Raw genomic sequence first — 26,536 nt, 5'->3', positions numbered from 1 at the left:
AAACATGTGCGCCGCGCCGACCGCCCCTCAGCCGCCCTGTCCGCTGTGCGGCGAGCCTGGCGGCTCTGAGCGCGCCAACGGGCCTCGGCGGTTTTTCGACTGCGCCGGCTGCGGCCTCGTCTTCGCCGCGCCGGAGAGCCTGCCGACGCCGCAGGTCGAGGCCGAGCAGTACGCCCTGCACGAGAACGACCCGGCCGATCCCAGATACCGCGCCTTCCTGCGCCAGCTGACCGATCCGCTGCTGGCCAGGCTCGCGCCCGGCGCCCAGGGCCTCGACATCGGCTGCGGACCCGGCCCCGCGATCCGGCCGATGCTGGCCGAGGCCGGGTTCCGGGTCGCCGACTACGATCCCCGCTTCGCGCCCGACGAAGCCGCCCTGTCGCGGCGCTACGACTTCGTCACCGCGACCGAGGTGGTCGAGCACTTCCACCATCCGCTGCAGGCGTTCATGCAGCTGGACGGCCTGCTGCGCCCCGGCGGCTGGCTGGGCGTGATGACCCTGCTGCTGCGCGAGGACGTCGATTTCACGACCTGGTACTACGTGCGCGACCCCACCCACGTGGCCTTCTACCGCCCCCGGACGCTGGGCTGGATTGCGGCCCGCTTCGGCTGGAGCCTCACGACCGACGGCGTACGGGTGGCCCTGTTCGGCAAGCCGGCTTCCTAGCCGCCCGCCAGCGCCCTGCCCTGGAACGCCGCGGCGAGGGCGTAGTACATCGGCTTGGCCCGCAGGTCGGAATCGAACGGCAGGCCGCGGTTCAGCCCCGGGCTGGTGCCGTCCTGCCAGGCGCCCGGGAAGCGGGCCAGGTCCGCCTCGCCCAGCTCCAGCCAGGAATGCCGATCGGTGATCCCCCAGGTGATGACGCCCTTCGTCGCCGGCTGATCGAGGGCGACGTCCAGGTAGGCCTTGGCGTGCTCGGCCACGAGGCGGTCGCGCACCTGCGGCGGCTGGATCAGGTCGGCCTCGCGCACGTCGAGCTCGGTGATGACGATGTCCAGCCCCATCCCGGCGACCTCGGCCAGGAACGCTTCGAACACCCGCGCCGAGAACGGCCGCTTCTGCAGGTCGAGGTGGCCTTGGACCCCCAGGCCGTGCAGCGGCACGCCGGCCTTCAGCAGCCGCTCCAGCAGGCGCAGCAGGTGACGCCGCCGCTCGCGCTCGACCGGAATGTCGTAGTCCAGGCTGAACTCGTTGATCAGCAGCTTCGCCGCCGGAGCCGCGGCGGCCGCCTCCTCCAGCGCCCGGCGGATGTAGTCGGGCCCGAACGCCTCCAGGAACAGGCTCCCGCGCAGGCCGTCGGGGCGATAGCCGGTGTCGATCGGCTCGTTGACCACCTCCCAGTAGGCGATCCCCTGCCCGTAGCGCCGGATCGTCGAGCGGATGTGCGCGGCGACGATCCCCCAGTCGGGCGCCGTCCGCAGCAGCTCCTGCGCCCAGGCGGGCACGCTGCGGTGCCACAGCAGGGTGTGGCCGTGCAGCGGCTTGCCCATGTCGCGGGCGTGGGCGGCGTACTCCTCCATGCGCAGGTGGTCGGCGGGCTGGGCCAGGTGGTCCCAGTTCAGCTCGACCTCCGGGACCAGCAGTCCGCAGTCCCGCTGCAGCAGGGCCCGCACGGGCGAGTCCGGCCGCACCTCCCGCAGGAGGGCCGCCGCGCCGTAGAAGCGGCCCGAGGCGCTGGCCAGCTCGTGCAGCGGCCGGCCCGCCCGCCGCGTCTGGCCGCAGGCGAACGTCGCCGGCGCCGCAGCGGCCGCGGCGGCGGACGCGAGCAGGCCGCGCCGGGCGATGGTGCGCCCCCTGGCGATCTCCAGGGCGGGGTCAGGGGCGTCGGCGGGCGCGGAGGACCTGGGCGGCACGACCGAAGGCTAACCCGCCCGCGTGGGCGCCGTCCCCCTCATCTGCAACTACGGATCCTATCCGGCGATCATGATCTGGGGCGCGCGCGTCCCGACGATCTCCAGGGCTTCCGGCTTCAGGTCGTGGCCGACGGCGATCCCGACGGCTGCGGCGGTCAGGGCCCCGATCAGGAAGACGCCGAGGCGGATCGCGGTCCGGCGCCCTCCCCCCGCGGCCGCGGCAGGCTTGGTCATGGGCGCTGCATAGCCCGACTCGGCGGCGGCCGCGGTCACGACCGCTTGATCCCGCTCAATGCCGACCGCCGATCCGGGGCGGAGGCTGCGGGTCCTGCGAGCACTCTGGAGGCCGACCGTGCGCAAGATTCCTCTCCTCCTGCTGGCCGGGCTGACCGCCGCCGGCCTTTCCGCCTGCGACCGCCGCGAGGCCGCCGCGCCCGCCCCCGCCGCCGCGCCCGCCGCCGCGCCGGGCGAGGAGACCGCCCTCTGGCGCATCGAGGTGCTGCAGGACGGCGCGGTGGCCAGCCAGCTCGACATCTGCGCCGACCGCGCGGTGCGCTCGTCCTTCACGCGCCCGGCCCCCGAGGTCGACGGCAAGCCGTGCGTGCGGGTCGCCGATCCGGTGGAGACCGCCGAGACCTACTCCGTCCGCTGCCGCGTCGACGACCAGCTCTACCGGGTCGGCTCGACCACCCAGGGCGACCTGGCGCAGGACTTCACGGTCGAGATGGCGGTCACCCGCCAGGACCGGGACGGGCCGATGTTCGAGCAGGTCCGCCGCTACCGCCGCCTGGGCGCCTGCCCGGCGGACTGGAAGATCGGCGACTCCGCCGCCCCCGGCGCGAGCCAGGTGGTCAACACGCTCAGCGGCGAGACGCGCGCGGTCGCCGCCCCGCCTGTCCCCTGACGCCTGGGCCGTGACGCCGGCCGTTCATCCGCCCGTCAGCTAAGCTGGACTACGATCGGCCGACGTTCGGAGGACTCCCATGGCCGACAACCTCATCGCCCCCGCGCTCGTCGGCGCCGCGGTCCTGGCGGTCGGCGTGGCCGCCGGCGGCGCCTTCGTCGGCAAGGGGGTGGAGAACGCCCGGGTCGGCGACCGCGCGGTGACCGTCCGGGGCCTGTCCGAGCGGATCGTCAAGGCCGACCTCGCCGTCCTGCCGCTGAAGTTCGCCTCGGCCGGCGACGACCTGCAGGCGGTGCAGGCGGACGTCGACGCCGACACCGCCGCGGTGCGCCGCTTCCTGGCCGCCCAGGGCTACCAGGGCTCCGAAGTGGACCTCGGCCGGCTCGAGGTCACCGACCAGTACGCCCGCGAGTACCAGCAGCAGAACGTCGCCGCGCGCTACCGCGTGGCCCAGACGGTGATCGTGCGCACCACCAACGTCGACCGCGTCCAGGCCACGACCCGCCAGCTCGACCAGTTGATCCGCCAGGGCGTGGTGCTGCAGGACTACAACGGCCCCTCCTACCTCTTCACCAAACTCAACGACGTGCGGCCCGCGATGATCGCCGAGGCCACCGCCAGCGCCCGCTCGGGCGCCCAGCAGTTCGCCCGAGACTCCGGCTCGAAGCTCGGCGGCATCCGCCAGGCGACCCAGGGCTCGTTCGAGATCCTGGGCCGCGACGACGTCGGCTACGACCCCTCCTCCCAGGTGTTCAAGAAGGTCCGCGTGGTCACCACCATCACCTACCGGCTGAAGTAAGATGCTGTTCCACCATGGAAAACACGCTCCGCCCGCTTGCGGCGTGACCGCCGGCGCCCCACATGTTAAGTAATTACTGTATATGATCGGAGACCCAGCCATGCGCACACTCGCGCTCGCGGCCGCCGCGCTCCTGGCGAGCGCCACGGCCGCCCTCGCCGCCCCGCCGACCGTCTCGGTCAGCATCGGGCCGGACTTCCAGAAGAAGCTCGAGAAGGACTACGGGGTCCGCGAGGGCCGCGTCCTCACCGAGGACCTGCAGCAGGAAGTCCAGACCGCCCTCGCCCGCTCGGGCCGCTACGAGGACGCCCGCATCGAGCTGGTGCTGACCGACGCCAAGCCGAACCGGCCGACCTTCAAGCAGATGCAGGACACGCCGGGCCTGTCCATGCAGAGCTTCGGCGTCGGCGGCGCGGCCGTCGAGGGCCGCATCGTCGCGGCCGACGGGACGGTCACGCCGCTCGCCTACAGCTGGTACGAGACCGACATCCGCCAGGCCTACGGCGACTGGATCTGGTCGGACGCCACCTGGACCTTCAACCGCCTGGCTGGCCGCCTGGCCCGCGGCGAGGCGCCCAACAAGCGCTGACGCCCGCCCAGGTCGCCCGCCCGAGCTTGCCTCCGGGGACGGCGCGCGGTCTGATCGCCGCGCGCCGTTCTGCTGTTCCCGGAAGCCCCACGAGCCCCATGACCCGACCTGCCCCGCCGGCCGACCTTCGGCCCATCGACCGCCTGCTCGCCATCATGGCCAGGCTGCGCGACCGGGAGGACGGCTGCCCCTGGGACCAGGAGCAGACCTTCGCCACCATCGCCCCCTACACGGTCGAGGAGGCCTACGAGGTGGCCGACGCCATCGAACGCGGCGACCTGGCGGACCTCAAGGAGGAGCTGGGCGACCTGCTGCTGCAGGTGGTCTTCCACGCCCGCATGGCCGAGGAGCAGGGCGCCTTCGCCTTCGAGGACGTCGCCCGCGCCATCTCGGAGAAGATGGTCCGCCGCCACCCGCACGTCTTCGGCGACGAGAGCTACGGCTCGCTGGCCGAGCAGAAGCAGGGCTGGGAGGCGCTGAAGGCGGCCGAGCGCGAACGGAAGGGTCGCCAGGAGAGCCTGCTGGATGACGTGCCCGTGGGTCTGCCCGCCCTAACGCGCGCCGTGAAGCTCTCGAAGCGCGCCGCGGGCGTCGGCTTCGTCTGGCCGACCGTGCAGGACGTCATGGCCAAGCTGCACGAGGAGGTCGCCGAGCTGGCGCAGGAGGTCGAGGCCGGCGACCTCGAGAAGGCCCGCCAGGAGATGGGCGACGTGCTGTTCGTCGTCGCCAACCTCGCCCGCACGCTCGACGTCGATCCCGAGGACGCCCTGCGCTACACCAACGCCAAGTTCACCCGGCGTTTCAGATACATAGAGCAGCGTCTTGAAGAGCGGGGAAAGACCCCCGACCAGTCCGACCTGGCCGAGATGGACGCCCTCTGGGACGAGGCGAAGGCCGCCGAGAGGGCCTGAAGGGCGGCCTGAGCCGGGACGTGAGGCGGGGACCTGAGGCGGCCCCCGCCCCACCTCCGCCTCACCGCGCCCGCCCGTCGCGCCCGCCGGCGTGCAGCACCGCGAGCCGGCTCGAGCCCACCTCCGCCACCGCCCGGGCCACGGCGTCCCGACGGCACGCCCTGAACGCCTCGCGCACGAGGTCCGGCGTCGTGCGCCAGGCCGAGTGGTTGCGCGGATCGCCGCCGCAGGCCGTCCGGGCCGCCGCCTCCAGCCGCGTCAGCAGGTCCCGCGCGCCGGCCTCGCCGGCCAGCGCCGCCGGGTCGTAGCTCACCGCGACCGCGCCCACCTTCTCGGTCCCCACCCTCACCTCCGCGGCGGTCGCGGCGGGAGACCCAGCCATCGTCGCGGCCATCGCCGCAGCCAGGGCGCAGATCGCCGTCGTCATCCGAGCTTGCATGTCGTCCTCCGGGTTTTCGTCCGCCCGACGCCTGCGCCCAGGAGAGCCCCATGGGTCCCGAGGCCGCATTTGTCGGGAACGCTGTTTTGTCGGAGACTTGGCGGCCGACGCGCCTGGGTCCGGACCCGATCGTTTGCCGATGATTTGCCGATGAACGAGCACACCAGCATCCGGCCGCCCCGCGAGATCGTGCTGGCCTACGAGCCGGCCTTCCGGCTGGCGGCCACCGAGGTGCGCCCGGCCGAACTGGAGGTCGAGGGCCCGGCCGGCGTCCGCCCGCTGGAGCCGCGGGTGATGAAGGTTCTCGTCGCGCTCCACCGCAGTCTCGGCGCGGCGGTCAGCCGCGAGGCCCTGGGCCAGCAGTGCTGGGGCGGGCGGATCGTCTCGGAGGACGCCCTGACCCGCTGCGTGGTCCAGCTCCGCAAGGCCCTGGCGGCCGACCCCGCCATCGTGGTCGAGACCATCCCCACCGTCGGCTACCGGCTCCAGGCCGACGGCGGGGCTCCCACCCGCGCCGTGCGGCCGCCCCGGCGCGCCGCCCTCATCGCCGCCGCCGTCGCCGCGCTCGCCGTCATGGCCGCGCTGGGCGGCGCCTGGCTGTGGAGCCAGCGGCCGCAGGCGTGGGCCGCCAGCGACTTCCGCCCCCTGACCTCCGAGCCGGGCTTCAAGACCTTCCCGGCCCTGTCGCCGGACGGGCGGCAGGTGGCCTACGCCCACGCCGCCCTGCCCTTCGCCCCGCGCGACATCCACCTGCGCGCGGTCGCCGGCGGCGAGGCGGCGGCGGTCACCTCGGGGCCGGACGACGACTTCGCCCCGGCCTGGGCGCCGGACGGCGACCGGATCGCCTTCCTGCGCCGCAGCCCGGACGGCGGCTGTGCGGTGATGGTCGCCATCGTGCCCCGCGGCGGAGAGCGGCGGCTGGCCCCCTGCCGCGAGGCCGGCGCCCATCCGACCTGGCTGGACGCGCGCACGCTGGTGGTCGCCGACACGCCGGCCGGCGGCGGCCTGCCGCGCCTCTCCGCCATCGACGCCACGACCGGCGAGGTCCGCGCCCTGACCGCCCCGCCGCCGGACACGCTGGGCGACAACGAGCCCCAGGCCTCGCCCGACGGGCGGCAGGTCGCCTTCCGCCGCACCCTGCGCTTCGGCGCCGACGAGATCGTGGTGCTCGACGTCCGCACGGGGCGGGAGCGCACCCTCACCCGCGACGGCTGGAAGGCGGCCGGCTACGTCTGGTCGCCCGACGGACGGAATCTCCTCTTCGCCTCCAACCGCGGCGGCGGCCTCGGCCTCTGGCGCCTGGACGCGCGCCGGCCGGCCGAGCCCGAGCAGGTCAGCCTGGGCCTGGGGGTCGTCAGCTTCCTGCACATGTCGGCCGACCGCACCGGCCAGGCGGTGGTCGAGATCGCCCGCCCCCGCTCGGGCCTCGTCCGCCTCGGCCCGTCAGGCGCCCCCGAGGCGCGGATCGTCACCGCCTCCAACGACTGGGACCCGGTCACGGGGCCGGACGGCGCCGTCGCCCACATCTCGGACCGGGCCGGCGCGCCCGACCTGTGGATCTCGGCGCCCGGCGGCGGCGCGACCCGCCTCACCGAAGGGCTCGGCAGCTATGTGAGCAGCCCCGCCTGGTCGGGCGACGGCCGCTCGCTCGCCTTCATCGCCGTGATCGGACGCCAGGCCGACATCTTCACCGTGGGCCGCGACGGCTCGCGGCTCCTGCGGCTGACGGACGACGGCCGCGACAAGCGCAGTCCGGTGTTCGGCCCCCGCGGCCGGGTCTACTACGTCGAGCGGCGGGGTCAGGCCTGGCGGCTGATGACGGTGGATCCCGCAGCGCCCGGCGCCGCGCCGGCGCCGGTCCCCGGCGGCCAGGGCTGGCGCTCGGTCCAGGCCGCCCCGTCGGGCGCGCTCTACGGCCAGCGCCAGGGCGCCGAAACGATCGGACGCCTCGACGGCGGCGCCTGGCGGCCGGCGGCCGAGGTCTGGCCCTACGAGTCCTGGGCTGCTTCCGACGACGGAGTCTTCATCCTCGATACGTCGGCCCGGCCCCGGCCGGCGCTGTGGTTCCAGCCCTGGAGCGCCCCCCGTCGCCGCCTGCCCGATCCCGGGCCGATGGCGGCCCGCGTCACCCCCTCGGCGCTCGGCGGCGCCACGCTGGGCGAGGCCCTCACCGAGGCGGTGGACCTCGGCCTCATGCGCCTGGGCCCGGCGCGCCGGTAGCGGGCGCCTAGTACCGGACGTAGGCGCGCACCGGGAACGTCGCCCCGCCCCGCCACGCGATGGGCGCGGCGTGCAGCCGCCCGCCCTCGGGCTGTAACGCCTCGAGGTTCGTCAGGTGCTCGCAGATCGGGATCCCCGCGCCCAGCAGGATCGTGTGCGCGGGCCGGGCCAGGTCGGCGAGGTCGTCGATGTTCACCGAGTCGATGCCGACGAAGGCCGCGCCGGCCTCCACCAGCCGCAGGCAGGCCTGGGCGGTCAGGAACGGGTTGTCCCGCCCGTAGCGCTCGGTCCGCCAGTGGCGGCTGAAGTCGGTGCGCACCAGCACGGCGGCGCCGTCGAGGTCCTGGCCGCGGAACAGCTCGGGGCCGATCGCCCGCCCTTCGGCGCGGGCGTCGAACACCCGCACCGGCAGGTCGGCGACCCGCTCCAGCGGCAGGTCCGCCAGGTCGGCGCCGTGCCGATGCCGGTGGATCGGCGCGTCCACATAGGTCCCGGTGTTGCCGCACAGGTGCAGCGAGGCGATCAGGAACTCGGACTGGCCCTGGTAGCGTTCGCGCGAGCCCTCGTGATCCACCAGCACCTCGATCTTCGGCGTCGGCAGGCCCGGATAGGTGGTCATGCCCTCCTCGATCACATGGCTGATCTCGACGAAGCGCGGCATGGGCGGGGTCCTTTCCTGGCTGGGCCCGGGGCTGGCGCTGGCGCCCGACGGCCTCGCGCTCGCCGTGGCGAGGCCGCACAGCACCGCGCGGCGCGGCAGGCGCGCGCCGCGCGCCGGCGACGTGGGGATCCGGATGATGGCGCGCAGGGTCACGGCGGGTCCAGGCGGTAGAAGATGGCCGCGATCCTAGCCGGCGCGCGCCGCCCGCCAACGCCAGTAACTGAACCGCTCGCCGCGCCGCTGGACCGCCTCAGGAGGCCTGCGGCAGGGCCAGCACCCGCTCCAGCCGCCGATTGGCCTCTCGCCCGGCGGCGAGCGCCCGGTTGTAGCTCTCGGCGCAGAGGCTGCGCCCCTCGGCCCGGTAGGTCCGGCAGCGCGCCAGGGCGTCCGCGCGGCCCGCCTCGGCGCTGGCCGCCGCGCCGGGCAACAGGGGGGCGAAGCTGGCGAAAGTCGTCGCCGACAGCGCCGGCGAGGCCAGCGCCCGCTCGCTGGGTCCGAACCCCTGCGACAGGGTCAGCCCCAGCATGTAGCGGGTGAGCGGCCCAAGGCTCAGCCGGCCCGCGGGGCTGATGTGGATCAGCGGCAGGTACGGCGCGAGGTCGGGAAGGATGTGGTTCGGCAGCACGCGCTGGCCCCAGTAGCTCGCCGCGATCCGCGCGTAGTGGCCGAAGCCGGCGATGGGCCGGAAGCCGGCCGCGTCGAACGGCAGGATCTCCACGGGCGGCTTGGCCGGGTCCACCGTGTCGTTCGAGACGTCCACGTACAGCGCCCCGACGATGAGCGCGTTCTGGAAATAGCGTCCCCGAAGGTCGCCCCACGCGCGGCGAACGGTCCCGCCGGCCGCCCGGAAGGCGCGCACGGCCGCCCATCCCTCGGCCGCGGCGGGCGAGAGGGCGGCGGGCTCCGGACCGTCCAGGCGCCGGCGGACCGTCTCGCTGATCTGCAGGCACTCGCCGATGGGCCAGGGCTTGGCGCCCGGCGCGGGGTGGAGCGGACGAAGCCTGGCGTCAGCCGCCGCCCGCAGCTCGCGGAACAGCGCCTCAAGGGACGGCAGGACGGGAGTGAGGAGTCGGTCGGTCAGCAGGCGCTGCCGTTCGGAATCCCGGACCTCCGGCGTCTCCTCCAGCAGCCCCTGGATGTACTCGGACATGGAGGGGGCCGGCGCGAACTCGCGGGCCGTTACGCTGGACATTGGGACGCCGGAAACGGATGAACGGCCTTGGGCTGTAAGGTCCGAAACACGCCACGGCAATGCTGCACGCCGCCGCGGCTAAACCATTGGGCGGGGTTGTGCGTTCTCCTCCGGACGCCGACGGTGCGGGGGACCAGCATGACGCGGAGATGGCCGGCAGGCTCGTGGCGCAAGGCGCCGCTTGGGGCTCCGGCGCGCGCGATAGCGCGCGGCGTCCGGTGACGGTTCCGAGCTTCCTCCAGGGCGGCGGGGCGATGGGCGCGCTCATGCGCGCCCACGACTGGTCGCGCTCGCCGCTCGGCGACCCCGCCGCCTGGCCCCAGGCCCTGCGGACCGCCACGGCGATGATGCTGAACACCCAGCAGCCGATGTTCATCGCCTGGGGCCCCGAGCTCGCCTTCATCTACAACGACGCCTACGCGCCGATCCTGGGCGCCCGGCACCCCGCCGCCCTCGGCCTGCGGTTCCAGGAGATCTGGGCCGAGATCTGGCCCGACCTGGAGCCCCTGGTCCGCTCGGCGCTCGACGGCCAGGGCGTCTGGCAGGAGGACCTGCCCCTCCTGATGCAGCGCCACGGCTATCCCGAGCCGACCTTCTTCACCTTCACCTACAGTCCCCTGCCCGACGAGACCGGCGCGGTGAGGGGCATGTTCTGCACCTGCATCGAGACCACCGGCCGGGTGCTGGCCGAGAACCGCCTGCGCGAGGCGGTGGAAGCGCTCGCCGCGAGCGAGCAGCGCTACCGCGAACAGGGCGAGCGGCTGTTTGCGCTGTTCGAGAAGGCGCCGGGCTTCGTGGCCGTGCTGGATGGGCCGGACCACGTCTTCAGCCTGGCCAACGCCGCCTACCGCCAACTCATCGGGCACCGCGACGTGATCGGAGTGCCGGCTCGCGAGGCCCTGCCCGAGGTCGCCCCAACCGGGCTGTTCGAGGTCCTCGACCGGGTCTTCTCCACCGGCGAGCCGTTCGCCGGCAGCGCGCTGGCCGTGCCGCTGCAGCACGCGCCCGGCGGGGAGGTCCAGATGCGCTACGTGGACTTCATCTACCAGCCCATCCGGGACGAGGAGGGCCGCGTCACCGGCATCATCACCCAGGGCAGCGACGTGACCGAGCGCACCGTCTTCACCGAGAAGCAGCAGCTCCTGCTCAACGAACTCAATCACCGGGTGAAGAACAACCTGGCCACCGTGCAGTCCATGGCGACGCAGACGGCCCGCAACGCGCCCGACATGGCGACCTTCATCCGCGATTTCGAGGGGCGGCTGGTGGCCCTCGCCCGCACCCACGACGTGCTCACCGCCCGCGCCTGGAGCAGCGCCGACCTGCGCGCCGTGGTGCGCGGCGAGCTCGAGCCCTACGCCGAGCGGGTCTCTCTGGACGGGCCCGTCATCCACCTCGACGCGACCCGGGCGCTGGCGCTCGGCATGATTGTCCACGAACTGGCGACCAACGCGGCCAAGTACGGCGCGCTGAGCGCGGACGGCGGAGTCCTCGAGGTGACCTGGGCCCTCGAGCCCGACGGCGGGGCGCGCCTGCGGTGGCGCGAGCACGACGGGCCGCCCGTCGTTTCCCCCACGCGCCAGGGGTTCGGCGCCCGGCTGATGGAGAAGCTCAGCGCCGGAGACCTGCGCGGCTCCATGCGTATCGACTTCGCCCCCGACGGTCTGCGCGCCGAACTGCGGATCGGCCCGCCGCTGAACGCCGAGCTGGACCCGCTGCCGGCCGCCTCCCGCACGCTCGCCTGACCGGGCCTCAGCGCTGCGGCAGGGCGTAGGCGATCACCTCGTCGCCGACCGGGGTCTCCATGAAGTGGTGGCCGCCGGCCATGATCACGACGTACTGCCGCCCGTTCGCCTCGTAGGTCATCGGGGTGGCCTGGCCGCCGGCCGGCAGGACGTCGCTCCACAGCGTCTCGCCGGTCCGAAGGTCGATGGCGCGGACCAGGTTGTCGGTGGCCGCGGCGATGAACACCACCCCGCCGGCGGTGACCACGGCGCCGCCGTTGTTCGGCGTGCCGATCTCCAGCGGCAGCATCGAGGGGATGCCGAACGGCCCGTTGCGTCGCGCCGTCCCGAACGGCCGGTCCCACAGCGTGCGGCCGGTGCGCAGGTCGATGGCCCGGATCCCGCCGTACGGGGGCTCCTTGCACAGCAGGTTGGTGAAGGGCATCCGCCAGCCGGCGTTCACCTGCACGCCGTAGGGCGTGCCGGCCTGCGGGTCGCCCGCCCCTTCCGGCCCGCCGAGGTCGCCGCCGCGCGCCTGGCTGCGCGGGCTCCAGCCCTTCCGCTCAACCTCCGAGCGCGGGACGAGACGGTTGTAGTTCGGCATGTCGTTGTAGTTGGCGACGATCACGCCGCGGCGCGGGTCGACGGCGATCCCGCCCCAGTCCGAGCCGCCGTTGTAGCCCGGATACTGGATCCAGCGCCGGTCCGCGGTCGGCGGCGTGTAGATGCCCTTGTAGGACGCCCGCCGGAACTGGATGCGGCAGATCATCTGGTCGATCGGCGACATGCCCCACATGTCCCGCTCGGTCAGGTCGGGCTTGGCCAGGGTGTGGTAGCGCGAGAACGGCTGGGTCGCCGTGCGCATCTGCGGCTCGACGCCGCCCTGCGGGACCGGCCGCTCCTCCACCGGCGTGATGGGCCGCCCGGTGCGCCGGTCCAGGACATAGATGTCGCCCTGCTTGCTCGGCAGCACGATCGCCGGGACCGTCCCCGCCGCGGTGGGGAAGTCCACCAGCGTGCCCTGCCCGCCGAGGTCGTAGTCCCAGACGTCCATGTGCACCGTCTGGAAGCGCCAGGCCGGCGCGCCCGTGGTCACGTCCAGCGCCACCAGCGAGGTGGCGTAGAAGTTCTCCTGGGGCGAGCGGTCGCTGCTCCAGTAGTCCACGGCCGAATTGCCCATCGGCAGATAGACGTGCCCCAGGGCCTCGTCGCCGCTGGCGATGGTCCACATGTTGGGCGTGCCGCGGGTGTAGGTCTCGTCCGGGGCGGCCGGCGTCGTCACGCCCGGCCGGCCGAGGTCCCAGGCCCAGCGCTGCTCGCCCGTGACGGCGTCGAAGCCCTGGATCACGCCCGAGGGCGCCGAGTTCTCCTGGCCGTCCAGCACCTGGTGGCCGGTGACGACCACCCCGCGCACGATCACCGGCGGCGAGGTGATCGAGACCATGCCCGGATGCACCGGGCCCATGCCCTGCTTAATATCCACCTGGCCGCCGCGGCCGAAGTCGGCGCAGGGCCGGCCGGTGCGCGAGTCCACCGCGATCAGCCGCCCGTCCAGCGTGCCCTCGATGATCCGGGCCGCGCAGGCCTGGCCGGGGTCCGCGCCGGGGGTCTGGTGGTAGACCACGCCCCGGCAGGCGGCGGTGTAGGGAATCCAGTCGTCCGAGACCTTCGGGTCGTAACGCCAGCGTTCGCGGCCGGTCGCGGGATCCAGCGCGATCAGGATGTTCTTGGCCGAGCAGAGGTAGAGCGTATCGCCGACCTTCAGCGGCGTCGTTTCGGCCCCGTATTTCTTCTTCGCCCGCTCGCTGGGCAGGTCGCGCGTGTGGGCCACCCAGGCGCGCTCCAGCCGGCCGACGTTGTCCGGCGTGATCTGGGCCAGGGGCGAGTAACGGTGGGCGGCGTAGGTCCCGCCGTAGGCCGGCCAGTCCGCGCCCACGGTCATCGGCGAGGGGTCGGTCATGGCCATCGCGGCGGCGGGCAGCGGCCGCGGCGCGTCCGGCCGGTTCGCGACCGCGATGGCGATCCCGCCGACCACGACGACGGCCACGAGGCCGACCGCGCCGGCCAGGGCGATGCGGCGCGGCGTCCGCTGCGGAGTCAGCGCCGGAACCACGGCCATCGCCAGCAGGAACAGGATCGCCGGTCCGAACACCCGGGGGATCAGCGGCCAGCCCGCGAGCCCCACCTCCCAGACCGCCCAGACCAGGGTCGCGACGAACACCGCCGCATAGATCCACGCGCCGAGCACCCGGCCCTGGAAGAGGAACCAGCCCGACGCCAGCAGGCCCAGGCCCGCGAGCAGGTAGTAGGGAGAGCCGCCGATCACGACCAGCCAGGCGCCGCCGATCGCCAGCACCACGCCGATCAGGCCCAGCAGGACGCCGAACGCCATGGCGATCCAGGTTCCGGCCCCGCGTCGGCCGTGCGCGCGCTCCAGCGCCATCCGCGTCCCTCCTCCTGGTTGTAGGCTTGCCTTCGGAAACCGGCCTCACCGGCTAAGGTTCCGGGAACCTCCACCGCGGCGGGCGGTTCCCCCGGCGCGCCCTTCAGCGTCCGGGGGGCGCGCCGGGGAGGATCGCGCGCTCATGCCCGTTCAACAGATCGCGACCTGGTCGCCCTACTGCGGCGTCGCGCCCGCGCCTGGAGAGCTCGTCCAGCGCTGGAACCTGGATCCCTGGCTGCTCGCCGCCCTCGCCCTCCTCGCGGCCGGCTACGTCCTCCACCGCCGCCGGGGCGGGGCCGGCCGAGACGGCCTCGTGGCGCTCGCCGGGCTGCTGCTGGTCGTCAGCTTCGTCTCGCCGCTGTGCGCCGCGAGCTCGGCCCTGTTCTCGGCCCGGGCGACGCACCACGCCCTGCTGGTCGCCGCCGCCGCGCCCCTGCTGGCGTTCGGCCTGCCCCGCCGCGCGATCCCCGCCCTGCCCCTCGCGCCGGCCGTCGCCCTGCACGCCGCCGCCCTGTGGCTGTGGCACGCCCCGGGCCTCTACGCCTGGGCGCTGTCCAGCGATCTCGCCTACTGGCTGATGCAGGCCGGCCTGCTGGGCACGGCCCTCGCCTTCTGGAGCGCGGTGCGCCGGGCCGGCGTGCTGGCCGGCGCGGCGGGCCTCTTCGTCACCATGATGCAGACCGGCCTGCTGGGCGCGCTCCTCACCTTCGCCGCCGAGCCGCTCTACGCGCCGCACCTGGCGAGCACCTGGGCCTTCGGCCTCTCGCCCCTCGCCGACCAGCAGCTGGCGGGCCTGATCATGTGGGCCCCCATGGCCGGCGCGTACCTGCTCGCCGCCCTCGCGCTCGTGGGGCGCAGCCTCTCCCCGGTCCGGGTCGCGCCCGCATGATCGTCGCCCGCCTGCGCCGCTGGGCCCGCGGCCACACGCGCCGGCGGCGCTACTCGCCCGTCGGCATGGCCTTCCACTGGACGGTGGCGGCGCTGATCCTCTTCCAGCTCTGGTGGGGCTGGCGCACCGGCCGCCTGCCGGTGGGACCCGAGAAGCTCGACGCCTACGAGATCCACGCCGACGTCGGCCTGCTGATCTTCGTCGTCACCCTGCTGCGGATGGTCTGGCGGCTGATGATCCCGGGGCCCGTCAACGACGCCGACAAGCCCGGCTGGCAGAGCACCGCCGCGCACGCCACCCACTACGCCTTCTACATCGCCCTCATGCTGCTGCCGATCAGCGGCTGGGCGATGCTGTCGGCCACCGCGCCCTATCAGGAGCTGGCGCTCGCCGGCGCCGTCCCCTGGCCGCAGCTGCCCTTCGCCGGCCTCTCGCCCGAGCAGCGCTGGACGATCGAGACCTGGGCCGAATGGGTCCACGGCTGGACGATCGTGGGCCTCCTGGTCCTCATTCCCCTCCACGTCGGCGCGACGCTCAAGCACGAGCTGGTCAACACCGACGACGTGCTCACGGGGATGCTGCCGGGCCTGCCGACGCTGCACCGCTGGCTGGGGATAGAGCCGCGGCATAGGCGGAAAGAGCGGTGGTCTCCTCCGGACTCAGGCGACGGGCGATCTCCAGCATGAGGTTCTGCGGATCGTTGCGCCGCTCGCTGGACCGCCAGCGGTCGAACTGGGCGGCCAGGTAGCCCGGCGGCTGTCCGCTGAGCGGCGGGTTCGCCGGCCCCACGCCCTCGCCCGCCGGACCATGGCAGCTCGCACAGGCCTGCAGGCCCCGTCCGGGATCGCCCCGGTGGTACAGCGCCACGATCCGCGGCGCCGCGGCGGCGGGCGGGACCGGCGCGGCGCGGACCGGAAGCGACGCGTAGTAGGCCGCCACCTCGCGCCGGGACCTGGCGTCTAGCGCCTTCGCGATCTCGCTCATCTGCGGGTGCGCCCGCCGGCCGTCGGCGTAGTCCTCCATCTGCTTCAGCAGGTAGCCGAACGGCAGACCCGCCAGGCGCGGCGCGAGCTCCCCGTCGCCCTGTCCCTGCAGGCCGTGGCAGGCGATGCAGGCCCGCCCCGGCCCGGCGTCGCCGCCGCTCAACGCGACGAGCTCGCCCGTCGCCGTGAACGGATCCGTCGGCCGCTCGGCGGCGCAGCCTGCGGCCAGGAGCATGACCGGCAGGCCGAGGGCGCGGAACACGAGGCCGGACAGGCTGGCGATGGCGGGCGCTCCCTCTGAAACCACCTGTGAAACGACGCATCCGAAGGAACCGCGGCCGTCGCGAAGGGTTGCATCCTCAAGCTTCACGGGGACGGTCGGATGCCAATGCGGGGCGCCGCCGCGGTCGGCGCCTGCGCCGCGCTGCTGGTGGGCGGATGCGGAAAGACGGGCGGCGGGCCTACGGCCATCGCCGGCGCCGACCCCGGCCAGGGGCGGCGGGTGATCGAGCGCGTCGGCTGCGGCGCCTGCCACGTGATCCCCGGCGTCCGCTGGCCGCAGAGCCGCGTCGGCCCCTCGCTCGAGGGCTTCGGCCGCCGCGCGCTGATCGCCGGCCGCTTCCCCAACACCGCCGACACCCTGGCGCTGTGGGTGCGCGACGCCCCCGCGCTCTCCCCCGGGACCGGCATGCCCGCCATTCCCCTCACCGAGCAGGAGGCCCGCGATGTCGCCGCCTACCTCTATACGCTCGACGCTCGCTGAGGCGCTGCGCGGCTGGCCGCCGCCGCCGCTGGACCCGGCCGGTCCGCACGCGGGGTTGGTGGCGACCCTGAGCTGGGTGCTGTTCGGCATGGCGCTGGCCGTGCTGCTGATGGTCTCCGTCGCCCTCGTGGTGGCGCTGGCCGGCAAGTCCGAATGGCGGGACAGGCTCGGCCGCGAGTGGCTCATCTGGTCCGCGGGGCTGGCCCTGCCGATCGTCGTGCTCACCGGCGTCCTCATCTACGGCCTGACCGCCACCCAGGCGCTGTCCCAGGCCCCGCAGCCGGGCGAGATGCGGGTGCGCGTGACGGGCGAGATGTGGTGGTGGCGCGTGGCCTACCTCGACGCCGAGGGCCGTCCCGCGATCCACGACGCCAACGAGCTGCACATCCCCGCCGGCGTCCCCGTCACCCTCGAGCTCGAGGCCGCCGACGTGATCCACAGCTTCTGGGTGCCGCGCCTGGCCGGCAAGCTCGACATGATCCCCGGCCGGCGCAACATCCTGCGCATCCAGGCCGACCGGCCGGGCGTCTACGGCGGCCAGTGCGCCGAGTACTGCGGCGGCCCGCACGCCCTGATGGGCTTCGTCGTCGTCGCCCACGCGCCCGAGGACTTCCAACGCTGGCGCGCCGCGCGCCTCGCGCCGCCTCCCGCCGCCCCCGCAGACGGGCTCGCCGCCCGCGGCGCCCAGGTCTTCCGCGACAGCGGCTGCGGCGCCTGCCACCGCGTCGCCGGGACCGAGGCCGGCGGCCTCGCCGGGCCCGACCTCACCTTCGTCGGCGCCCGCCGCTCGCTGGGCGCGGGCATCCTCGCCAACAACCAGGGCACGCTCGCCGGCTGGGTCGCCGACAGCCAGGCGATCAAGCCGGGCAACCGCATGCCCGCCTACCGGATGCTGTCCGGCGGCGACCTGCGCGCGCTGGCCGCCTACCTGGAAAGCCGCCGATGAGCTCCGAGACGGGCTTCGACCCGAAGCTCTTCGAGCGCTTCCCCACCCGCGAGCCGCGCCCCGAAGGCGAGTTCGAGACCCTGAAGCACGTCTGGCGCGCGCCCACGGGCTGGGCGCGTCTGACCGTCGTCAACAACAACTACATCGGCCTCTACTACGTCGGCGCCGCCTTCCTGTTCTTCTGCCTGGCCGGGGTGTTGGCGCTGATCATGCGCGTCCAGCTGGCCCTGCCGCTGAACGGGATCCTGCCGCAGGAGACCTACAACCAGGTCTTCACCATGCACGGCACGGTGATGATGTTCCTCTTCGCCGTCCCGGCGGTGGAGGCGGCCGGCGTGCTGCTGCTGCCCCAGATGCTGTCGGCGCGCGACCTGCCGTTCCCGCGGCTCTCGGCCTACGCGTTCTGGGCCTATCTGGTGGGCGGACTGTGCTTCTTCGCCTCGATCTTCTTCGGCCTCGCCCCCGACGGCGGCTGGTTCATGTACCCGCCGCTGACCAGCAAGACCTACTCGCCCGGGATCAACGCCGACTTCTGGCTCCTCGGCATCGGCTTCATCGAGATCAGCGCCATCGCCGGGGCCATCGAGATCATCGTCGGCGTGCTCAAGACCCGCGCCCCGGGCATGACCCTCGACAAGCTGCCGATCTTCGCCTGGGCCATGCTGGTGTTCGCGGCGATGATCATCATCGGCTTCCCGGCGGTGATCCTGGGCACCCTGCTGCTCGAGCTGGAGCGGGCGCTGAACTGGCCCTTCTTCGACCCCACGCGCGGGGGCGACCCGATGCTGTGGCAGCACCTGTTCTGGTTCTTCGGCCACCCCGAGGTCTACATCATCTTCCTGCCCGCCGCGGGGATGATGTCGATGATCGTTCCCGCCGTCGTCCAGGCGCGGCTCATCGGCTACCGGCTCGTGGTGCTGGCCCTGCTGGCCACCGGCTTCATCAGCTTCGGCGTCTGGGCCCACCACATGTTCGCCACCGGCATGCCGACCATCTCGGTCAGCTTCTTCTCGGCGGCCAGCATGGCGGTCAGCGTGCCGGCCGGGGTGCAGGTCTTCGCCTGGATCGCGACCCTCGCCTCGGGAAAGATCCGCTGGAGCACGCCGGCCCTGTTCGCCGTGGGCTCGATCGTCACCTTCACCATGGGCGGCCTGACCGGCGTCATGGTCGGCATGGTGCCGTTCGACTGGCAGGTCCACGACACCTACTTCATCGTCGCCCACCTGCACTACGTGCTGATCGGCGGGATGGTCTTCCCGCTGTTCGCCGCCTTCTACTACTGGACCCCGATGATGAGCCGGCGGCCGCTGTCCGAGCGGTGGGGCCGGTGGGTCTTCGCCCTCATCTTCCTCGGCACGCACGTCAGCTTCCTGCCCATGCACCTGACCGGCCTGATGGGCATGCCCCGCCGGGTCTACACCTACCTGCCCGGCCGGGACTGGGAGCTCACCAACCTCATCTCCACCGTCGGCGCCTTCATGATCGGCGCGGGCGTGCTGCTCTTCATCCTGGACCTCGCGCGCAATTTCCGGGTGGCGGTCGAGGACAACGCCGGCAACGTCTACGGCGGCGGGACGCTCGAGTGGCTGCCCACGGGGCTCTACTCCACCCGCTCGATCCCCGTGGTGCGCAGCGCCTATCCGCTGTGGGACGACCCGGACCTGCCGCGCGACGTCGAGGCCGGCCGCTACTTCCTGCCCGGCAGCGCCACGGGCCTGCGCGAGACCCTCGTCACCAGCCCCATCCGGGCCGAGCCGCAGTACCTTCAGCGCATGCCGGGCCCGTCGGTCTGGCCCCTGCTCGCCGCCGTCTTCACCGCGGGCTTCTTCATGCTGCTCACGGTCCAGGCCTACTGGCCGGGCGTCGTCAGCGGCGTCCTGGCGGTCGCCTGCGTGCTGCGCTGGCTGTGGGAGACGGACTGGCCGATGGGCCCGGCCAGCGTCGACATCGGCGCGGGCGTGCGCGTGCCCACCTATGTCACGGGCCCAGCCAGCCACGGCTGGTGGGCCATGGTCATCCTGCTGGTGGTGGCCGGCATGATCTTCCTGATGGCGTGCTTCAGCTACGTCTTCCTGTGGAGCCGGCGTCCGGATCTCTGGCTTCCGCCCCCCGATCTCGTCTGGCTCGCCGGCATCGTCCTCGCCTACGCCGCCGCCGGGGGCCTGGCCTGGCTCGCCGCCAGGTCCGCCCGCACCGCGGGCCGCGGCGCCGGCGTCGCGGCGCTGCTCGCCGGCCTCGCCACGATCCTCTGCCTCGCCGCCTGGGCGGCCGACCTGGGCAGCTGGCGGATGGCCGGCCTCGACCCGGCCGCCAGCGGCCAGGGGGCCACGGTCTTCGCCCTGCTCGCCTTCCAGGGCGTGCTGCTGTCGGTCGTCGTCCTGATGGCCGGCTATCTGGCGGCGCGCACGGTGCGCGGGCTGGTGGCGCCGGACCGCACCTCCACCGTCGACCTCGTCGCCCTGTTCATCGCCAACGCCGCCGCCCAGGGGGCCATCGCCGCCCTGCTCGTGCGCCTGTTCCCCGGAGCCTGACCGTGGGACGCTGGATCCTCATGCTGGGCGGTATGAGCGTCTGGGCGGCGCACTTCATGGGCGTCTACGGGATCGCCAGCGTCGCCGACGTGGCGGCCGACGCCGCCGTCCCCGCCTCCCGCTGGACGATCGGCGCCTTCACCCTCGCCTGCGCGGCCGCCGCCGCCCTCTTCGGCCTGGCCGGGCTGCGGCGCCTGCGGGCCGGCGGCGACAGCCTCGACCGCCTGTCCTGGTCCGTCACGGCCTTCGGCGGCGCCTTCGCGACCATCGCCATCCTCTGGCAGGGCCTGCCGGCGCTCGTCGGGCACTGACCGGCGGGCGGGCGCCGCTCGCCCCCTACTCCCCGTTCGGCTCCGCGCCTCCCGGCGGCGTCCAGGCGGGCGGATCGCTGGCCGGGAAGGACTCCTCGCCGGCCTCCTCCACCGGATCGCGCGGTTCGTCGTCGCGCTCGTGCGGTTCGCTCATCACAGGCCTCCAACGCCCCCGGACTCTACGCCGTTGCGCCGGGCGCCTCCACCCGCTCCAATGGTCAGAATCAGGGCCAAGACTCGCGGATACGGAGCCGGCATGCTGACCCTCCTGGGCGTCGTCGTGGTCGTCGTCGGCTTCGCCGTGCGCCTCAATCCGCTGCTGGTCGTGGTGCTGGCCGCCTTCACCACGGGCATCTTCGCCGGGCTCTCGCCCCTCGAGGTGCTCGCCGCCTTCGGCAAGGCGTTCAACGAGAACCGCTACGTGACCATCGCCTACCTGGTCCTGCCGATGGTGGGGGTGCTCGAACGCGCCGGCCTGCAGGAGCGGGCGCGGGCGCTGATCGCCCGGTTCCGGAACGTCTCGGTCGGCCCGTTCCTGGTCGGCTACCTCGCCTTCCGCCAGATCACCTCGGCCATGGGCCTCACCTCCATCGCCGGTCAGGCGCAGAGCATCCGCCCGATGGTCGCGCCGATGGCCGAGGGCGCCGTCGAGGCGCGCCACGGCGAGCTCGACCCCGACACCCGTCAGGCCGTCCGCGCCCAGGCCGCCGCCACCGACAACATCGGCCTCTTCTTCGGCGAGGACATCTTCATCGCCATCGGCTCGATCCTGCTGATGGTCGGCTTCCTGGCCGCCAGCGGCATCGTCATGGACCCGATCCACCTGTCGCTGTGGGCCATTCCGACCGCCATCGCCGCCTTCGTCATCCACGGCGCGCGCCTGATCCTGTTCGACCGCGCTCTGCGGAGGCGCGCGGCGTGATCAAGCTCTCGCTCGTCTACGTCCTGGCGGGGCTGGTGTTCGCCGCCTTCGCGGTGTTCAGCGCCACTGACCGCGCCAACCGCAAGCGGCTGGGCAACGCCGTCTTCTGGGGACTCGTCGCCCTCAGCTTCCTGGCCGGCGACCGGCTGGGGGACCTCGGCAACGGCGTGCTGGTCCTGGGCCTGGCGCTGATCGCCGGCTTCGGCCTCCTCGGCCGCGGCCAGCCCGCCACCACCTCGCCCGACGAACGGCGCGCCCTGGCCGAGCGGTTCGGCGACAGGCTGTTCATCCCGGCCCTGACCCTGCCCGTGGTCGTCATCTTCGGCGTCCTGGTGCTCAAGCCGCTGCAGTTCGGCGGCCAGCCGCTGCTGGATCCGAAACAGGCCACCCTCGTCTCCCTCGCCATCGCCGCGGTGGCCGCCGTGGCGGTGGCCCTCGTCCTCCTGCGCCAGCCCCCGCTCAGTCCGCTGCAGGAGGGCCGCCGGCTGATGGACACCGTCGGCTGGGCCGCCCTGCTGCCGCAGATGCTGGCCGCCCTGGGCGCCGTCTTCGCCCTGGCCGGCGTGGGCGAGCTGATCGGCCAGCTCGTCACGGACTGGGTGCCGCTCGACACCCGCCTCGCCGCCGTCGCCGCCTACTGCCTCGGCATGGCCGGCTTCACCATCATCATGGGCAACGCCTTCGCGGCCTTCCCGGTGATGACCGCCGGAATCGCTTTGCCGATCCTTATCAACGGCTTCGGCGGAAACCCTGCGGTGGTCTGCTCCATCGGCATGCTGTCGGGCTTCTGCGGCACGCTGATGACCCCGCTGGCCGCCAACTTCAATCTGGTGCCCCCGGCCCTGCTCGAGCTCCCCGACCGCTACTCGGTCATCAAGGCGCAGATCCCCACGGCCCTGCCGCTGCTCCTCGTCAACATCGGCCTCATGTATGTCTTCGCCTTCTGACCGGCTGACGCCGCAACTCGCCTCGGCCTTCGCCCGCATCGCCCTCGGCCACGTCGCCCGCGAGTACCCGAACAAGCTCGACCACGTGCTGGACGGGCCGCAGGACGCCCTCGGGCCCCGGGCCCTGCACCCGATCTACTACGGCAGCTTCGACTGGCACTCCTGCGTCCACGGCTACTGGACCCTGGCGACCGTGCTGCGCCTCCACCCGGACATCCCCGAGGCGCCGGCGATCCGCGCCCGCTTCGACGAGGCCTTCACGCCCGCCAACGTGGCGGCCGAGGTCGCCTACCTCGCCCGTCCCTCCGCCCGGGGCTTCGAGCGGCCCTACGGCTGGGGCTGGCTCCTGAAGCTGCAGGGCGAGCTCCTGGCCCACGACGCGCCCTGGGCCGCCGTCCACCAGCCGCTCGCCGACGCCTTCGCCCAGCGGTTCCGCGACTTCCTGCCGATCGCCGCCTATCCGATCCGCACCGGGGTCCACTCCTCCACCAGCTTCGCCCTGGCGCTGGCCAGCGACTACGCCCGCGCCGCCGACCCCGGCCTCCTGGACCTCTTCCGCGACAAGGTCCTCGCCTGGCACGCGGGCGACCGCGACGCCCAGGCCTGGGAGCCGTCGCTGGACGAGTTCCTGTCGGCCACCCTGGTGACCGCCGAGTGCCTGCGCCGGCTGCTGCCGCCCGGCGATTTCCGCGCCTGGTTCGCCGCCTACCTGCCGCGCCTGGATCAGCGTCGCCCGGCCAGCCTCTTCACGCCCGCCGTCGTCACCGACCGCACCGACGGCAAGATCGTCCACCTCGACGGCCTGAACCTGTCCCGCGCCTGGTGCTGGCGCGAGCTGGCCCTCACGCTGGAGGGCGAGGCCCGGCGCGCCGCCGAGGACGCCGCCCGCGACCATCTGGCCGCCAGCCTGCCGCACGTCGCCGGCGACTACATGGGCGAGCACTGGCTGGCCTCGTTCGCCCTCCTGGCCCTGACGGCGGGCGACGGGCCCTAGCCTCGCGGCTCCAGCAGCGCCTGGGCCTGTTCGGTCAGCGCCCACCGCGAGCGGCAGTGGGCCTCGCCCGCCAGCCGGCCGTCCCAGCCCACGAACGCCAGCCAGCCGCGCTCGCCCAGCGCGAAACAGCGGCGCTCGCGCTGGAACCCCGCGTCCAGCCGTTCTCCGTCGCGATAGAGCACGTTGACGACCTCCCCGGCGGGCATGGCTTCGCTCAGCAGCGCGCGGTTCGGCGGCGAGAGGTCCTCGACGTTCACGGCCGGCCTCCTCTTCTTCGGGACGATGCGGCCCGAAGGGAAGCGCCGTTCGGCCGTCATGGTAAAGGCGCGCGCCGACGCGCCTGTGGACGGCGCGGCCGTTCCCTGGGGATGGTTGTGGGAGATGCTACTGGAGCGAGAGGATCACGGGGAACGCACCCCGGTACACGCCCGCCGCCGCCTCGCGCGGCACGCCCACCGCGCCCTGGATGTCCACCGACCCCACGCTGCGCGCGCCGTAGGCCCCCGGCAGGGTCGTCATGGCGCCCGAGGGCGAGAGCCTCAGCACCACCTCGCCGGCCCCGTCGCCGCGCACGAGCCGCAGCGAGGCGGGCATGGCGATGTTGAAGGTGTCCCCGGCCACGCCGCTGACCGCATAGCGGCCGCCGACCGCCGTGGCCGTCACCGCGCCCGTCACGGCGCCCGGCGCGCCGCCGCGGGCCACCGGGGCGACGCTGAGCTCGGTCTCCTTCCCCAGCGCCGGCGGATCGACGATGGTCACCGAACTGCGGACCTCGACCTGGGCCGAACTCTGGGCCGAACTCTGAGCAAGCGCCGTCCCGGCCGTCATGGCCGTCATGGCCGCCGCCAGTCCCAGAACGATCGTCCGCACCCCCGTCATGGCCGCCATCGTACGCCGGCGGGCCCCGCCGCCGCAATCCGGCCCCTCGGAAGGCCCCAAAATGAGTTGGCCCGCGTGTTGCAGCCGCCATGGCCGAGCTGTATCAGGCCGCTCGCCTGTAAGACATCGGCACAGATCAGCGAACGACAACTTTTGATAAGTTTCGGCTCCGGTCGCCGCCGCCGCGGGGCCCGTTTTACTAGAGGTTCTTCAGTGACGTACGGTTGCAGGTTCTTGATCGGCATGGTTGCAGCCGCCGCGATGACCGGCGCGGCCTCGCTGGCGCACGCCCAGGCCTCGGCCAGCCAGTCGACGACCTCCACCGTCACCATCTTCCGGCCGATCACCCTGACGAAGAACTCGGACCTGTCGTTCGGCACCATCGTGCGGCCGATGGCGGGCTCGGGCACGGTGACGATCTCCGAGGTCGACGGCAGCCGCTCGCTCTCGGGCAGCGGCGCCCTGCTCTCCACCGGCCCCAACGCCCCCGCCGGCCGGGCGACCTACACGGTGGGCGGCGAAGGCGGCCAGACGTTCTCGATCTCGGTCCCGGCCAACTTCAACATGACCCGCTCGGGCGGCTCCGAGACCATCACCGTCCTGCTGACCCCCACGGCCACCACCGGCACGCTCAGCAACGCCCTGGGCTCGGCCGGCACGGCCAGCTTCGGCGTCGGCGGGCAGATTCCGATCAGCGACGGCACCGCCAGCGGCGCCTACTCCGGCGCCTTCACCGCGACGGTGGCCTACAACTAGGCTAGTCGGGAGCCGATGCTCCGCTTCGCGCCCGCGCTCCTGCCGCTCGCCGCCCTCGCCGCCTGCGCCACCGCCATCGAGGGTGATCGGCCCTCGGCCCTCTACGGCCAGTCCGCGGACGCCGCGGTCGCGCTGTACGGCCCCTGGGACGAGGCGGTCACCTTGGCGGGCAAGCGCTATCACATCTGGCGGCGCCGGGCCGACACCGCCGACGGACCCCGCTACTGCGAGCTGCGCCTCGAGATCACGCCCCAGGGCCCCACGGGCCAGGGCCTGATCGCCCGCCGCCTCGTGCAGGGCTACCCCGAGGCCTGCGACCTGTTCACCGCCCAGATGGTGCCGGTCGAGCGCAAGTAGCTAGCGCCGCGCCCGTCCGCCCAGCAGGTCGGTCCAGCGCCAGGCGCCCCGGCCCAGCACCAGCCGCGGCGCGCCCGCCGAATCGCTCATCGACAGCAGGACGAGGCCGGCCATCGCCTCCTGTCGGCAGGCCTCGGGCGCGAACGCCACCTCCATGACGATCGCCTGGCGCACGCCGGCCAGGCCCTTGCCCGCCTCGCCCGGGCTGCGGATCCAGTCCCCGTCCCAGACCAGGATGGCCCGCCCGCCGGCCCCGGTGCGATGCGCCTGCGCCACCGCGGCGCGCACCTCCGGGTCCCGCCGCAGCGCCGCCTGCAGCCGCCGGACCATGTCGCAGGGCTCCCCGCCGTCGCCCACGCCAGAGCCGGTCCCGGTCCCCGAGCCGCGCCCCGATCCCGCCGTCCTCGCCCCGACGAGCGCGGCCTCGCCCACCGTCGCCAGGGTCTCCACCGGGACCGGCGGGGCCTCGGGCGCCAGCAGCGGCTCCACGTCGGGCGGCGGCGGCCGGACCGCCCGGCGCACCGGCCGGCGCGGCGGCGCCTCGGCGGCCTTGGCCGGGGCCGCCGCGGGCGAGCCGCCGGGTTTCGGCGTTTCCGGGGGCTTCGGCGGCGGCGGCGGCGGAGGCGGCGGCGGCGGGCGCACCAGACTGACCACGATCGGCTCGGGCTCGATCCGCGGGGCCTCGTCCCGGGCGCCGACCACGATGGCCAGTGGAATCGCCAGGTGCGCGGCCAGGCTCAGGGCCGTCGCCCAGATCCGCCGCCTTCGACGCCGCCCCGCCTCGGTCCGCCCGCTCATGCGCAAGGCTGAGCATGCGCCTCGGGCAGGATCGTGGCCCGATTTAAGGCCAAGCTGCCCTGTTCCGGCCACGGTCGCGTCATGCCGAAGCCACCAGGGCCGGGAACCTAAGCATTGGCTCACGCCTTGGGGGTGGGGTTCTATGGCTAGAAGGAACCTCGAATTGAACAATGGGAAGTTTAGGGCGGCCACGGTGACCGGCGTCCTGCTGCTGGCCGGCGTCGCCGTCAGCGGCTGCGCCAGCCACCGCTTCGTCCGCGATCAGGTCGCCGTGGTGGACACCCGGGTGACCGGAGTGGAGGGCACCGCCGGGGAAGCGCTCGCGCGCGCCAACGCGGCCCACAAGCTGGCGGAGGGCAAGTTCCTCTACCAGGTCGTGCTGTCGGACGATTCGGTGAAGTTCCCGGTCGACCGCCACGCCCTCTCGCCCGAGGCCGAGGCCCGCCTCAACGAGCTGGCCGAGCGGCTGAAGAGCGAGAACCGCAACGTCTACCTCGAGATCCAGGGTCACACCGACTCCACCGGCCCCGAGGCCTACAACGACCAGCTCGGCGAAGCCCGGGCCGAGGCCGTGCGCAAGCATCTGGCCAAGGCGGGCGTCGCCCTCAACCGGATGGGCACGATCTCGTACGGCGAGGAGGCTCCCGTGGCCTCAAACGACACCGCCGAGGGCCGGGCCCAGAACCGGCGCGTGGAGATCATCGTCCTCAGCTGACGGGCCGCG

The 26,536-nt window shown here is 73.6% G+C and carries 30 protein-coding genes; 19 read left to right on the top strand and 11 right to left on the bottom strand.

What is annotated here, in order from left to right; genetic code table 11:
- Positions 1–4: 4 nt before the first annotated feature.
- Positions 5–667, top strand: a complete 663-nt coding sequence (locus tag PHZ_RS08825; protein WP_012522153.1) for a methyltransferase domain-containing protein — start codon at positions 5–7, stop codon at positions 665–667.
- Here PHZ_RS08825 and PHZ_RS08820 read toward each other — a convergent pair.
- Positions 664–1,854, bottom strand: coding sequence for an endo-1,4-beta-xylanase (locus PHZ_RS08820; protein WP_012522152.1), 1,191 nt, complete (start codon positions 1,852–1,854; stop codon positions 664–666). The genes PHZ_RS08825 and PHZ_RS08820 overlap by 4 nt on opposite strands.
- A 57-nt stretch (positions 1,855–1,911) precedes the next feature.
- On the bottom strand, positions 1,912–2,088 hold the full coding sequence (locus PHZ_RS08815) for a hypothetical protein (protein ID WP_183282042.1): 177 nt from the start codon (positions 2,086–2,088) through the stop codon (positions 1,912–1,914).
- A 118-nt stretch (positions 2,089–2,206) separates the two neighbouring features.
- Here PHZ_RS08815 and PHZ_RS08810 point away from each other — a divergent pair, with 118 nt between their 5' ends.
- The 4 genes from PHZ_RS08810 to mazG all read left to right on the top strand — a co-directional run bounded on the left by PHZ_RS08810 (position 2,207) and on the right by mazG (position 5,057).
- A complete protein-coding gene (locus tag PHZ_RS08810; RefSeq protein WP_041373377.1) occupies positions 2,207–2,758 on the top strand; it encodes a hypothetical protein in 552 nt (183 codons plus the stop codon).
- A gap of 79 nt (positions 2,759–2,837) precedes the next feature.
- Positions 2,838–3,557 (top strand): SIMPL domain-containing protein, encoded by a 720-nt coding sequence (locus PHZ_RS08805; RefSeq protein WP_012522151.1) that lies wholly within the window; start codon positions 2,838–2,840, stop codon positions 3,555–3,557.
- A 100-nt stretch (positions 3,558–3,657) separates the two neighbouring features.
- Positions 3,658–4,146, top strand: a complete 489-nt coding sequence (locus PHZ_RS08800; protein ID WP_041373376.1) for a hypothetical protein — start codon at positions 3,658–3,660, stop codon at positions 4,144–4,146.
- Positions 4,147–4,244: 98 nt separating this feature from the next.
- Entirely contained in the window at positions 4,245–5,057 is an 813-nt protein-coding gene (mazG, locus tag PHZ_RS08795) for a nucleoside triphosphate pyrophosphohydrolase (RefSeq protein WP_012522150.1), read from the top strand.
- Between the two features lie 61 nt (positions 5,058–5,118).
- Here the strand turns inward: mazG and PHZ_RS08790 are convergent, their stop codons facing one another.
- Positions 5,119–5,496: a UrcA family protein gene (locus PHZ_RS08790; protein ID WP_187149109.1), complete on the bottom strand. Its 378-nt coding sequence runs from the start codon at positions 5,494–5,496 to the stop codon at positions 5,119–5,121.
- A 150-nt stretch (positions 5,497–5,646) separates the two neighbouring features.
- On the opposite strand from PHZ_RS08790, the gene PHZ_RS08785 reads away from it, so the two are divergent.
- Positions 5,647–7,716 carry a winged helix-turn-helix domain-containing protein gene (locus tag PHZ_RS08785; protein ID WP_041373374.1) on the top strand — a complete coding sequence of 690 codons (2,070 nt, stop codon included), beginning with the start codon at positions 5,647–5,649 and terminating at the stop codon, positions 7,714–7,716.
- 7 nt (positions 7,717–7,723) lie between these two features.
- On the opposite strand, the gene PHZ_RS08780 is transcribed toward PHZ_RS08785, so the two are convergent.
- A complete protein-coding gene (locus tag PHZ_RS08780; RefSeq protein ID WP_201765276.1) occupies positions 7,724–8,530 on the bottom strand; it encodes a cyclase family protein in 807 nt (268 codons plus the stop codon).
- 97 nt (positions 8,531–8,627) lie between these two features.
- Positions 8,628–9,569, bottom strand: a complete 942-nt coding sequence (locus PHZ_RS08775) for a hypothetical protein (protein WP_012522147.1) — start codon at positions 9,567–9,569, stop codon at positions 8,628–8,630.
- Positions 9,570–9,787: 218 nt separating this feature from the next.
- Here PHZ_RS08775 and PHZ_RS08770 point away from each other — a divergent pair, with 218 nt between their 5' ends.
- Positions 9,788–11,314, top strand: a complete 1,527-nt coding sequence (locus PHZ_RS08770) for a PAS domain-containing sensor histidine kinase (protein ID WP_183282049.1) — start codon at positions 9,788–9,790, stop codon at positions 11,312–11,314.
- Between the two features lie 7 nt (positions 11,315–11,321).
- Here the strand turns inward: PHZ_RS08770 and PHZ_RS08765 are convergent, their stop codons facing one another.
- Positions 11,322–13,736, bottom strand: coding sequence for a membrane-bound PQQ-dependent dehydrogenase, glucose/quinate/shikimate family (locus PHZ_RS08765; protein ID WP_012522145.1), 2,415 nt, complete (start codon positions 13,734–13,736; stop codon positions 11,322–11,324).
- 142 nt (positions 13,737–13,878) lie between these two features.
- Between PHZ_RS08765 and PHZ_RS08760 the strand changes: the two genes are divergently transcribed.
- Both PHZ_RS08760 and PHZ_RS08755 read left to right on the top strand, forming a co-directional pair.
- A complete protein-coding gene (locus PHZ_RS08760; protein WP_012522144.1) occupies positions 13,879–14,625 on the top strand; it encodes a cytochrome c oxidase assembly protein in 747 nt (248 codons plus the stop codon).
- A complete protein-coding gene (locus PHZ_RS08755) occupies positions 14,622–15,311 on the top strand; it encodes a cytochrome b (protein WP_012522143.1) in 690 nt (229 codons plus the stop codon). Before PHZ_RS08760 ends, PHZ_RS08755 begins: the two co-directional genes overlap by 4 nt.
- Here PHZ_RS08755 and PHZ_RS22125 read toward each other — a convergent pair.
- Positions 15,193–15,915 (bottom strand): c-type cytochrome, encoded by a 723-nt coding sequence (locus PHZ_RS22125; RefSeq protein ID WP_148216827.1) that lies wholly within the window; start codon positions 15,913–15,915, stop codon positions 15,193–15,195. The genes PHZ_RS08755 and PHZ_RS22125 overlap by 119 nt on opposite strands.
- A 75-nt stretch (positions 15,916–15,990) precedes the next feature.
- On the opposite strand from PHZ_RS22125, the gene PHZ_RS08745 reads away from it, so the two are divergent.
- From PHZ_RS08745 to PHZ_RS08730, 4 genes are read left to right on the top strand one after another with little or no spacing between them, the layout of a single operon-like run.
- Complete coding sequence (locus tag PHZ_RS08745) at positions 15,991–16,371, top strand: c-type cytochrome (RefSeq protein ID WP_012522141.1); 381 nt, start codon at positions 15,991–15,993, stop codon at positions 16,369–16,371.
- The gene (gene coxB, locus PHZ_RS08740; RefSeq protein ID WP_012522140.1) at positions 16,334–17,317 is read left to right on the top strand and encodes a cytochrome c oxidase subunit II; all 984 of its coding nucleotides are present in this window, start codon (positions 16,334–16,336) and stop codon (positions 17,315–17,317) included. The genes PHZ_RS08745 and coxB overlap by 38 nt, the downstream gene beginning before the upstream one ends.
- On the top strand, positions 17,314–19,848 hold the full coding sequence (locus PHZ_RS08735) for a cbb3-type cytochrome c oxidase subunit I (RefSeq protein WP_012522139.1): 2,535 nt from the start codon (positions 17,314–17,316) through the stop codon (positions 19,846–19,848). The genes coxB and PHZ_RS08735 overlap by 4 nt, the downstream gene beginning before the upstream one ends.
- 2 nt (positions 19,849–19,850) lie before the next feature.
- Positions 19,851–20,159 carry a hypothetical protein gene (locus PHZ_RS08730; RefSeq protein WP_041373372.1) on the top strand — a complete coding sequence of 103 codons (309 nt, stop codon included), beginning with the start codon at positions 19,851–19,853 and terminating at the stop codon, positions 20,157–20,159.
- A gap of 25 nt (positions 20,160–20,184) precedes the next feature.
- Here PHZ_RS08730 and PHZ_RS23750 read toward each other — a convergent pair whose 3' ends face one another.
- On the bottom strand, positions 20,185–20,313 hold the full coding sequence (locus PHZ_RS23750; protein ID WP_269079168.1) for a hypothetical protein: 129 nt from the start codon (positions 20,311–20,313) through the stop codon (positions 20,185–20,187).
- 102 nt (positions 20,314–20,415) lie between these two features.
- On the opposite strand from PHZ_RS23750, the gene PHZ_RS08725 reads away from it, so the two are divergent.
- Genes PHZ_RS08725 through PHZ_RS08715 form a run of 3 tightly spaced genes read left to right on the top strand, consistent with a single transcriptional unit; the run spans position 20,416 to position 23,022 of the window.
- Positions 20,416–21,081 (top strand): DUF969 domain-containing protein, encoded by a 666-nt coding sequence (locus tag PHZ_RS08725; RefSeq protein WP_012522137.1) that lies wholly within the window; start codon positions 20,416–20,418, stop codon positions 21,079–21,081.
- Entirely contained in the window at positions 21,078–22,028 is a 951-nt protein-coding gene (locus PHZ_RS08720; protein ID WP_012522136.1) for a DUF979 domain-containing protein, read from the top strand. The genes PHZ_RS08725 and PHZ_RS08720 overlap by 4 nt, the downstream gene beginning before the upstream one ends.
- Entirely contained in the window at positions 22,012–23,022 is a 1,011-nt protein-coding gene (locus tag PHZ_RS08715) for a DUF2891 domain-containing protein (protein WP_012522135.1), read from the top strand. The genes PHZ_RS08720 and PHZ_RS08715 overlap by 17 nt, the downstream gene beginning before the upstream one ends.
- Here the strand turns inward: PHZ_RS08715 and PHZ_RS08710 are convergent.
- The gene (locus PHZ_RS08710; protein ID WP_083770869.1) at positions 23,019–23,279 is read right to left on the bottom strand and encodes a hypothetical protein; all 261 of its coding nucleotides are present in this window, start codon (positions 23,277–23,279) and stop codon (positions 23,019–23,021) included. The genes PHZ_RS08715 and PHZ_RS08710 overlap by 4 nt on opposite strands.
- Positions 23,280–23,406: 127 nt before the next feature.
- Positions 23,407–23,910, bottom strand: a complete 504-nt coding sequence (locus PHZ_RS23075; RefSeq protein WP_041373370.1) for a hypothetical protein — start codon at positions 23,908–23,910, stop codon at positions 23,407–23,409.
- Between the two features lie 234 nt (positions 23,911–24,144).
- On the opposite strand from PHZ_RS23075, the gene PHZ_RS23070 reads away from it, so the two are divergent.
- Together PHZ_RS23070 and PHZ_RS08695 are read left to right on the top strand one after the other, a co-directional pair.
- Positions 24,145–24,657, top strand: a complete 513-nt coding sequence (locus tag PHZ_RS23070) for a DUF4402 domain-containing protein (RefSeq protein ID WP_041374049.1) — start codon at positions 24,145–24,147, stop codon at positions 24,655–24,657.
- Between the two features lie 15 nt (positions 24,658–24,672).
- Positions 24,673–25,014 carry a hypothetical protein gene (locus PHZ_RS08695; protein WP_041373369.1) on the top strand — a complete coding sequence of 114 codons (342 nt, stop codon included), beginning with the start codon at positions 24,673–24,675 and terminating at the stop codon, positions 25,012–25,014.
- On the opposite strand, the gene PHZ_RS08690 is transcribed toward PHZ_RS08695, so the two are convergent.
- Positions 25,015–25,812, bottom strand: coding sequence for a hypothetical protein (locus PHZ_RS08690; RefSeq protein ID WP_148216825.1), 798 nt, complete (start codon positions 25,810–25,812; stop codon positions 25,015–25,017).
- A 142-nt stretch (positions 25,813–25,954) separates the two neighbouring features.
- Here PHZ_RS08690 and PHZ_RS08685 point away from each other — a divergent pair, with 142 nt between their 5' ends.
- The gene (locus PHZ_RS08685) at positions 25,955–26,527 is read left to right on the top strand and encodes an OmpA family protein (RefSeq protein WP_012522131.1); all 573 of its coding nucleotides are present in this window, start codon (positions 25,955–25,957) and stop codon (positions 26,525–26,527) included.
- Positions 26,528–26,536: the final 9 nt, after the last annotated feature.

Origin of the sequence: Phenylobacterium zucineum HLK1 (assembly GCF_000017265.1) — a bacterium.
Taxonomy (GTDB): Bacteria; Pseudomonadota; Alphaproteobacteria; order Caulobacterales; family Caulobacteraceae; genus Phenylobacterium; species Phenylobacterium zucineum.
The sequence above is the reverse complement of the archived record's forward strand: the minus strand, read 5'-3'. Positions and strand labels throughout refer to the sequence as shown.

Excerpts from the sequence above, each read along its gene's own strand:
- PHZ_RS08825 (WP_012522153.1), top strand. The coding sequence starts at position 5 with ATGTGCGCCGCGCCGACCGCCCCTCAGCCGCCCTGTCCGCTGTGCGGC.
- PHZ_RS08815 (WP_183282042.1), bottom strand. The coding sequence starts at position 2,088 with ATGACCAAGCCTGCCGCGGCCGCGGGGGGAGGGCGCCGGACCGCGATC.
- PHZ_RS08805 (WP_012522151.1), top strand. The coding sequence starts at position 2,838 with ATGGCCGACAACCTCATCGCCCCCGCGCTCGTCGGCGCCGCGGTCCTG.
- PHZ_RS08800 (WP_041373376.1), top strand. The coding sequence starts at position 3,658 with ATGCGCACACTCGCGCTCGCGGCCGCCGCGCTCCTGGCGAGCGCCACG.
- mazG (WP_012522150.1), top strand. The coding sequence starts at position 4,245 with ATGACCCGACCTGCCCCGCCGGCCGACCTTCGGCCCATCGACCGCCTG.
- PHZ_RS08790 (WP_187149109.1), bottom strand. The coding sequence starts at position 5,496 with ATGCAAGCTCGGATGACGACGGCGATCTGCGCCCTGGCTGCGGCGATG.
- PHZ_RS08785 (WP_041373374.1), top strand. The coding sequence starts at position 5,647 with ATGAACGAGCACACCAGCATCCGGCCGCCCCGCGAGATCGTGCTGGCC.
- PHZ_RS08775 (WP_012522147.1), bottom strand. The coding sequence starts at position 9,569 with ATGTCCAGCGTAACGGCCCGCGAGTTCGCGCCGGCCCCCTCCATGTCC.
- PHZ_RS08765 (WP_012522145.1), bottom strand. The coding sequence starts at position 13,736 with ATGGCGCTGGAGCGCGCGCACGGCCGACGCGGGGCCGGAACCTGGATC.
- PHZ_RS08760 (WP_012522144.1), top strand. The coding sequence starts at position 13,879 with ATGCCCGTTCAACAGATCGCGACCTGGTCGCCCTACTGCGGCGTCGCG.
- PHZ_RS08755 (WP_012522143.1), top strand. The coding sequence starts at position 14,622 with ATGATCGTCGCCCGCCTGCGCCGCTGGGCCCGCGGCCACACGCGCCGG.
- PHZ_RS08745 (WP_012522141.1), top strand. The coding sequence starts at position 15,991 with ATGCCAATGCGGGGCGCCGCCGCGGTCGGCGCCTGCGCCGCGCTGCTG.
- coxB (WP_012522140.1), top strand. The coding sequence starts at position 16,334 with ATGTCGCCGCCTACCTCTATACGCTCGACGCTCGCTGAGGCGCTGCGC.
- PHZ_RS08735 (WP_012522139.1), top strand. The coding sequence starts at position 17,314 with ATGAGCTCCGAGACGGGCTTCGACCCGAAGCTCTTCGAGCGCTTCCCC.
- PHZ_RS23750 (WP_269079168.1), bottom strand. The coding sequence starts at position 20,313 with ATGAGCGAACCGCACGAGCGCGACGACGAACCGCGCGATCCGGTGGAG.
- PHZ_RS08725 (WP_012522137.1), top strand. The coding sequence starts at position 20,416 with ATGCTGACCCTCCTGGGCGTCGTCGTGGTCGTCGTCGGCTTCGCCGTG.
- PHZ_RS08715 (WP_012522135.1), top strand. The coding sequence starts at position 22,012 with ATGTCTTCGCCTTCTGACCGGCTGACGCCGCAACTCGCCTCGGCCTTC.
- PHZ_RS23075 (WP_041373370.1), bottom strand. The coding sequence starts at position 23,910 with ATGGCGGCCATGACGGGGGTGCGGACGATCGTTCTGGGACTGGCGGCG.
- PHZ_RS23070 (WP_041374049.1), top strand. The coding sequence starts at position 24,145 with ATGGTTGCAGCCGCCGCGATGACCGGCGCGGCCTCGCTGGCGCACGCC.
- PHZ_RS08695 (WP_041373369.1), top strand. The coding sequence starts at position 24,673 with ATGCTCCGCTTCGCGCCCGCGCTCCTGCCGCTCGCCGCCCTCGCCGCC.
- PHZ_RS08690 (WP_148216825.1), bottom strand. The coding sequence starts at position 25,812 with ATGAGCGGGCGGACCGAGGCGGGGCGGCGTCGAAGGCGGCGGATCTGG.
- PHZ_RS08685 (WP_012522131.1), top strand. The coding sequence starts at position 25,955 with ATGGCTAGAAGGAACCTCGAATTGAACAATGGGAAGTTTAGGGCGGCC.